The sequence below is a fragment of the Clostridium sp. genome, assembly GCF_040797585.1.
Classification (GTDB): domain Bacteria; phylum Bacillota; class Clostridia; order Clostridiales; family Clostridiaceae; genus Clostridium_Z.
In genome coordinates this window covers 1-6181 of sequence record NZ_JBFNEO010000176.1, presented here as the reverse complement: position 1 = coordinate 6181, position 6181 = coordinate 1, and the positions used below count along the sequence as shown (strand labels likewise).

Annotated in this window: 3 protein-coding genes; 1 reads left to right on the top strand and 2 read right to left on the bottom strand. The window is 32.3% G+C overall.

Annotated elements, in window-relative coordinates; all coding sequences use genetic code 11:
* Positions 1-447: 447 nt before the first annotated feature.
* Positions 448-1932: a Na+/H+ antiporter NhaC family protein gene (locus AB2369_RS10635; RefSeq protein ID WP_367666456.1), complete on the top strand. Its 1485-nt coding sequence runs from the start codon at positions 448-450 to the stop codon at positions 1930-1932.
* A 291-nt stretch (positions 1933-2223) separates the two neighbouring features.
* Here the strand turns inward: AB2369_RS10635 and AB2369_RS10630 are convergent, their stop codons facing one another.
* Positions 2224-3252 (bottom strand): ribonucleotide-diphosphate reductase subunit beta, encoded by a 1029-nt coding sequence (locus AB2369_RS10630; RefSeq protein WP_367666455.1) that lies wholly within the window; start codon positions 3250-3252, stop codon positions 2224-2226.
* 296 nt (positions 3253-3548) lie between these two features.
* On the bottom strand, positions 3549-5780 hold the full coding sequence (locus AB2369_RS10625) for a ribonucleoside-diphosphate reductase subunit alpha (RefSeq protein ID WP_367666457.1): 2232 nt from the start codon (positions 5778-5780) through the stop codon (positions 3549-3551).
* Positions 5781-6181 lie beyond the last annotated feature (401 nt).

The following is a 6181-nucleotide window of genomic DNA, read 5'->3' as shown; positions in this document are numbered from 1 at the left end:
TTTTATATTAAAATTTCTATATCTAGAGATATAACCCCTTTAATATCTCATTTAAAATCAAAATAATATATTATAAGTTTATTTTTAACATATTATTTATTCCCTCTTGGTAATATTTAGTGTATAATCTTATTAATATATAAGTTGCATTTAATCTCCTACATTAAGTTAATAATTTAACTTACTGTGCTAGTTTAATCTTAAAATAAACACATTTGTTAGTTTAAACTACTAAAATACAAAAGTTTAATTTATCTAACCTTTAGATGGTTGAAAAGACACCATCTAAAGGAAGATTCGTTCTATGATCACTAACAACTTCAGTAAGATAGCTTAACTAGCCAAAGAGTTAATTTATTTTATTAATAATCCTAGTAATATCTTTAGTTAAAATCCATTATCATTTTACAACATATATATTAAATAATTCTTAGGAGGATATGTATAATGAATTTTGTAAAGGGTTTCTTAAAACTTTCGCCAGTTATGTTACTGGCCACACTAATGATATTTGAGGTAAATGCCCTAACCGCAGCTCCTATCGCTACAATATATGCAGCTCTAATAGCTATAATTATCGATAAGTTAAAGTCCAAGGATATTTTTGATGCTGCTGTAGATAGTGTTAAAGAGATGCAAATAGTATTCTTTATTCTAATGCTTGCTTATGCCATGGCTAGTGCTTTTATGACTACTGGAGTAGGTGCTTCTATAATCAATATATCTCTAGACCTTGGTTTAAGTGCTAGAACCATTGCTGTTACTGGTCTTGTAGTTACAGGTATTCTCTCAGTAGCAACTGGTACAAGCTGGGGTACTTTTGCGGCCTGTGCTCCAATCTTCTTATGGCTTAATCGTATAGTTGGTGGTGATATTCTTTTAACAACTGCTGCTATTGCTGGTGGTGCATGCTTTGGTGATAATATAGGGCTTATATCTGACACCACCTTAGTAAGCTCTGGTATTCAAAAGGTAGAGGTTATGCATAGAATACGTCACCAGGGAGTTTGGTCTTTAATGTGTCTTGTATTATCTGCCATAATCTTTTATGTAGTTAGTCTTTATATGGGACTTCCTACTACAACTGGCAGTGCTACTGAGGCCATAAACTCAATTCCTAAGGAAGCTTTTGACGTTCTAGCAGTAGAAAAACCTGCTGCCATTGATCTTTTGAATCAGGTAAAAACAGGTGTACCTTATTACATGGTAATTCCATTAATCCTTGTTATCATATGTGCTTTTAAAGGGGTGCAAACCCTCTTATGTTTACTTGTAGGAATTATTTCTTCTTTTATTTTAGGATTATTCGCAGGTACTGTTACTAGCTTACCTTCATTTTTAACCCTGGTTCAAGATGGTTTCTCTGAAGCTGGATCTTGGGTTATTGTAATGATGATGTGGGTTGGTGCCTTTGGAGGAATTATGGGTAAGATAAATGCCTTTGCCCCAATCTCTAAGTTCTTCTCAAGTCTTGCAAGAAATGTACGTCAGCTTTCTTTCCTAAATGGAATACTCTGTCTTCTTGGAAATGTGGCGCTGTCAGATGAAATGGCTCAAATAGTAACTGTAGGACCTATAATTAAAGAACTTACTGATGAGAATGTAGAAGGATCTGAAGAAGACTTATATAAGCTAAGGCTTAGGAATGCTACTATGAGTGATGCTCTTGGAGTTTTTAGTGCCCTACTTATACCTTGGCATGTTTACGTTGTCTTCTTCACTAGTATAGCTAGTGCTGTTTATCCTCTCCATCAATTTCAACCTTTAGATCTTGTAAAATATAATTTTATGTCCATGGTAGCTGTGGTGTCTATACTATTCTTAACCGTAACAGGCTTTGATAGATTTATTCCTTTATTTAAACTTCCATCTGAACCACAGGTTAGGCTTAAAAAGCCAATTAAAAGTAACTCTATAGAAAAAAGTTTATAATTACTTAGTTTTCTATTTTAAATTTTCTTTATATACTTAATAGTCAAAATATTTTAAATAATCGTAATTGACATAATAAATAGGTGTAATACAAAGCTCTTTTTAAACTATGTACTACACCTATTATATTACTCAAGAATCATAATAATTACTTTTATCTGATGGCTATGAGCTGTAATATCCCATCCCCTTAAAAGGTTGGGGATAACAGTTGCTACGTTCCTAGATTAAGTCCTCTAACCTTCAGATGGTAGAAAAAATACCACCTTAAGTAAGATTCGTTCTGTTAAATTAAAGATCATCTACAAGGATAGCTGATTTTGCATAGGCTGTAGATTTAGCTTCAAAGAAATCAGTCTTAACCTTATTGGCATCTGCATAGGCATCTACCCATGGAAGTGGATTTTCTGTTACTCCATATAAAGGTTCCATATCAAGATGCTTAAGTCTTAAATCCCCAAGATACTTTATGTAATCACTCATACCCTTTTTATTAAGTCCTTGAATCTTATCTCCTATTACATAGTGTCCCCACTTAATTTCATTCTCTACGCCTTCTCTCATCATGTCTCTTAGCTCTTTTATCATATCATCTTTAAATAGCCCTGGCTCTTCTACTCTAAGTTCTCTAATTATGCTTCTAAATAGCCATAGGTGAGTGTTCTCATCCCTATTTATATATCTTATCTCTTGAACAGATCCTGGCATCTTAGAATTTCTCTCAAGGTTATAGAAGAACATAAATCCTGAGTAGAAGTATATTCCTTCTAATATGTAGTTAGCCATTAATGTTTTAAGTAGGTTCCTAGGATTTGAGTCTTCTAAAAAGTTGTTATATAAGTCTCCTATGAACTTATTTCTCTCAAGAAGTATGCTATCATCCTTCCACTGATATAATATCTCATTTCTCTTATGAGGAGGACATATAGTATCTAACATGTAACTATAAGACTGAGAATGTATAGCCTCTTGGTAAGCTTGTATGGTTAAACATAAATTAACCTCACTTGCTGTTATGTAGTCATTTATATTAGAAAGATTAGCTGTTTGTATACTATCTAAAAATATTAAGAAAGATAATATCTTATCATAAGCTACTCTCTCATCATCTGTTAAATTCTTATAATCCTTTAAGTCCTGAGATAAGTTTATTTCCTCTGGTATCCAGAAATTATTCATTGCTTGTCTATACCAATCTGATGCCCAAGAATATTTCATATTATTAAAATCATTAAGATTTGTTGTATTTCCATTTATCATTTTTTTCTTGGAGATCTCCGTATCTCCATTTTCATTAAATAGGGGCTTTTTATTTAACATATTAATCCTCCTAAGATAGTAATCCTCTTTATTAGTGTCTATATATACTCCCAAATAAACAAATTAAATTTTTATGTATATAGAGAAACCACATCACACATTAATCTAAACTTCAATCTAACATGATTTATAGCTTATTAAGATACTATGTGGTGTATCTATGAAAATTATATAGTCTAACTCATTGCACTACTTATTTATCTAAATATTTTACAGTTCTAATCCCATTCCATTTAAGACCCAAGATTAGAACTGTAACCTCCCTAAATTAGTTAAATATCAATGATACCTAATTACTATATAGAACAGCTTTCACACTCTTCTACTGTTAGAGACTTTGAACGTACATAGTAAATACTCTTTACTCCATTTTTCCATGAGTTTATATAAAGATTTAATATTTGTCTCATAGTAAACTCTGTGGTTATGTATAAATTGAAGGATTGAGCTTGGTCTATATGCTTTTGGCGGGCTCCCCCTGCCTTTATGGACCAGTTTTGATCTATTGAATAAGCTGACTTATATAAATCATACTTTTCAAAACATAAATCTGGTGCTGTTTTTGGAGTTATTATTCCTCTCTTCTCCTCTAAGTAGAATCTTTCCATTATAGGATCTATTCCTTCTGTAGTTCCAGCAATGGTAGCTGTTGAACCATTAGGAGCTATAGCTAAAAGATATGCATTTCTCATTCCACCTTCATGAACCTCACGTCTTAGTTCATTCCACTTCTCTGAATTATATCCTCTTATATCAAAATAATCTCCATTATCCCAGTCTGATCCTTCAAAGTATTCATAGCTTCCTTTTTCTTTAGCTATTTTATTACTAGCCTTTATAGCATAAAAGTTTATTCTCTCATAAAGCTTATCTACAAATTCTACATGGTCTTCACTTTCCCAATCTATGTTATTGTTATATAACATATGATGATATCCACTAGTACCAAGACCTATGGATCTATATCTTCTATTAGTAAGCTCTGAATATTTAAGAGCATAGAAGTTTAAATCTATAACATTATCCATAGCTCTTATTTGAGTTTCAACTAAAATTTCAAGTTCCTCATCATCTAAAACATTCACACGTCCAAGAACTATAGAAGAAAGGTTACAAACTACAAAATCTCCTGGCTTTGTTTTTTCAACTATTATAACATCACCATTTTCATCTACTATTTCTTCCTGAATAAACTCTATTTCACTCATATTCTGCATAATTTCTGTGCAAAGGTTAGAGGAATATATCATACCCTTATGCTTATTAGGATTAGTCTTATTTACTGTATCTCTATTAAAGGCAAAAGGAGTTCCTGTTTCTGCTACGCTCTTTATTATAAGTCTTATAAGATCCTTAATCTTCATCTCTCTTTTTTCTATTCTTGGATCTTCTAAGCATTCAAAGTATCTTTTCTCCCACTCTTCTCCATAGAAGTCACATAACTCATATCCCTTAGCTTTTTTAATCTCATGAGGACACATCATATGCCATGTTCCCTCTATATCCTTCTCAGCCATCTTCCAAAATAAATCTGGGTAACATATTCCTGGGAATACATCATGAGCCTTCTTACGGTCATCTCCATTATTAGTTTTTAGTTGAAGGAATTCTGGTAAATCTTTATGCCAAGCATCAAGCCATATGGATACACTTCCCGTTCTCATTCCTAATTGATCTACTGCAATAGCCGTATCATTAAATAACTTTACCCAAGGTATAACTCCACCTGAAGCTCCCTTAAAGCTTCTTATATCAGAACCTAATCCACGAACCTTTCCCATGTAGATTCCCATACCTCCGCCATATTTTGATACCTTTGCAAAGTTATCAAGGCTCTTATATATCCCTTGTAGACTATCTCCTACTGTATCTATAAAGCATGAACTAAGCTGGCAGAAAGGTTTTCTTGCATTAGACATTGTAGGTGTTGCCATGGTTGCTCTTAAGGTACTTAGGGCATCATAGAATCTCTTAGCCCAATATAATCTATTTTCCTTCTTCTCTGCTAATGCAAGATGCATAGATATACCCATAAACATTTGCTGCGGAAGCTCTAAAACTTTTCTATCTCCGTTTTGTATTAAATACCTCTTACATACAAGGTTTATTCCACTATAAGAAAATAGATAATCTCTTTCTGGTTTTAGGTAGCTATTTAATTCCTCTATTTCCTCTTCTGAATAATTTTCAAGAATATACTTTCCATATAAATTTTTATCAGTTAATTCCTTTATTAAAGAATAAAAACTGCTATATCCATAACTATTCTTGTCTATCCCTCTGTTTTTTCCAACCTCTTTATAAAGGTTATATATAAAAAGCTTACTTGCTGCATACTCCCACTTTGGCTCTACTGCTGTAGTAAGCTCTAAAGCACTTTGTATTACTGCATCTATAAGTTCATTTTCATTCATGGATTCCCTTGTTATGTTTTCTAATGCCTTATGTAATTTTGATGGGTTATAATCCTCATTATTTGAATATATTTCACTACAGGAAAATTCACATATTTCCATTAAGTTGTTCATCGATATATTTAAGCTTTCCATGGCTATTGCTCCCTTCATTATCCCTAAATATGTATTTTCTATATTTCCTAATTCCTTTACCTTAAAGCCCTCTATTAACTATAGGGTGAGCTTTTTAATTCATCTGATGGCTAGGAGCTGTAACACCCCCATCCTCTTAAAAGGTGGGGGTGAACATCTGCTACGCCCCTAGATTAACTCATCTAACCTTCAGGTGGAAATAACACCACCTGAAGGAAGATTTCTTCTATTGTATATAATATTAATTCATTATGTAATTCTATAGTTTACTTTAATAATCAATGATCAACTTTCAATTTCTCATAGCTTAGTAAACTAAAATCAATATAGGGTTTTTAGCTTGAATCTTAACTTATACATGTACTTAACTCCTTTAAAAC

What these genes read in the sequence shown, in the direction of transcription:
- AB2369_RS10635 (WP_367666456.1), top strand. Translation starts at nt 448, where the DNA reads ATGAATTTTGTAAAGGGTTTCTTAAAACTTTCGCCAGTTATGTTACTG.
- AB2369_RS10630 (WP_367666455.1), bottom strand. Translation starts at nt 3,252, where the DNA reads ATGTTAAATAAAAAGCCCCTATTTAATGAAAATGGAGATACGGAGATC.
- AB2369_RS10625 (WP_367666457.1), bottom strand. Translation starts at nt 5,780, where the DNA reads ATGAACAACTTAATGGAAATATGTGAATTTTCCTGTAGTGAAATATAT.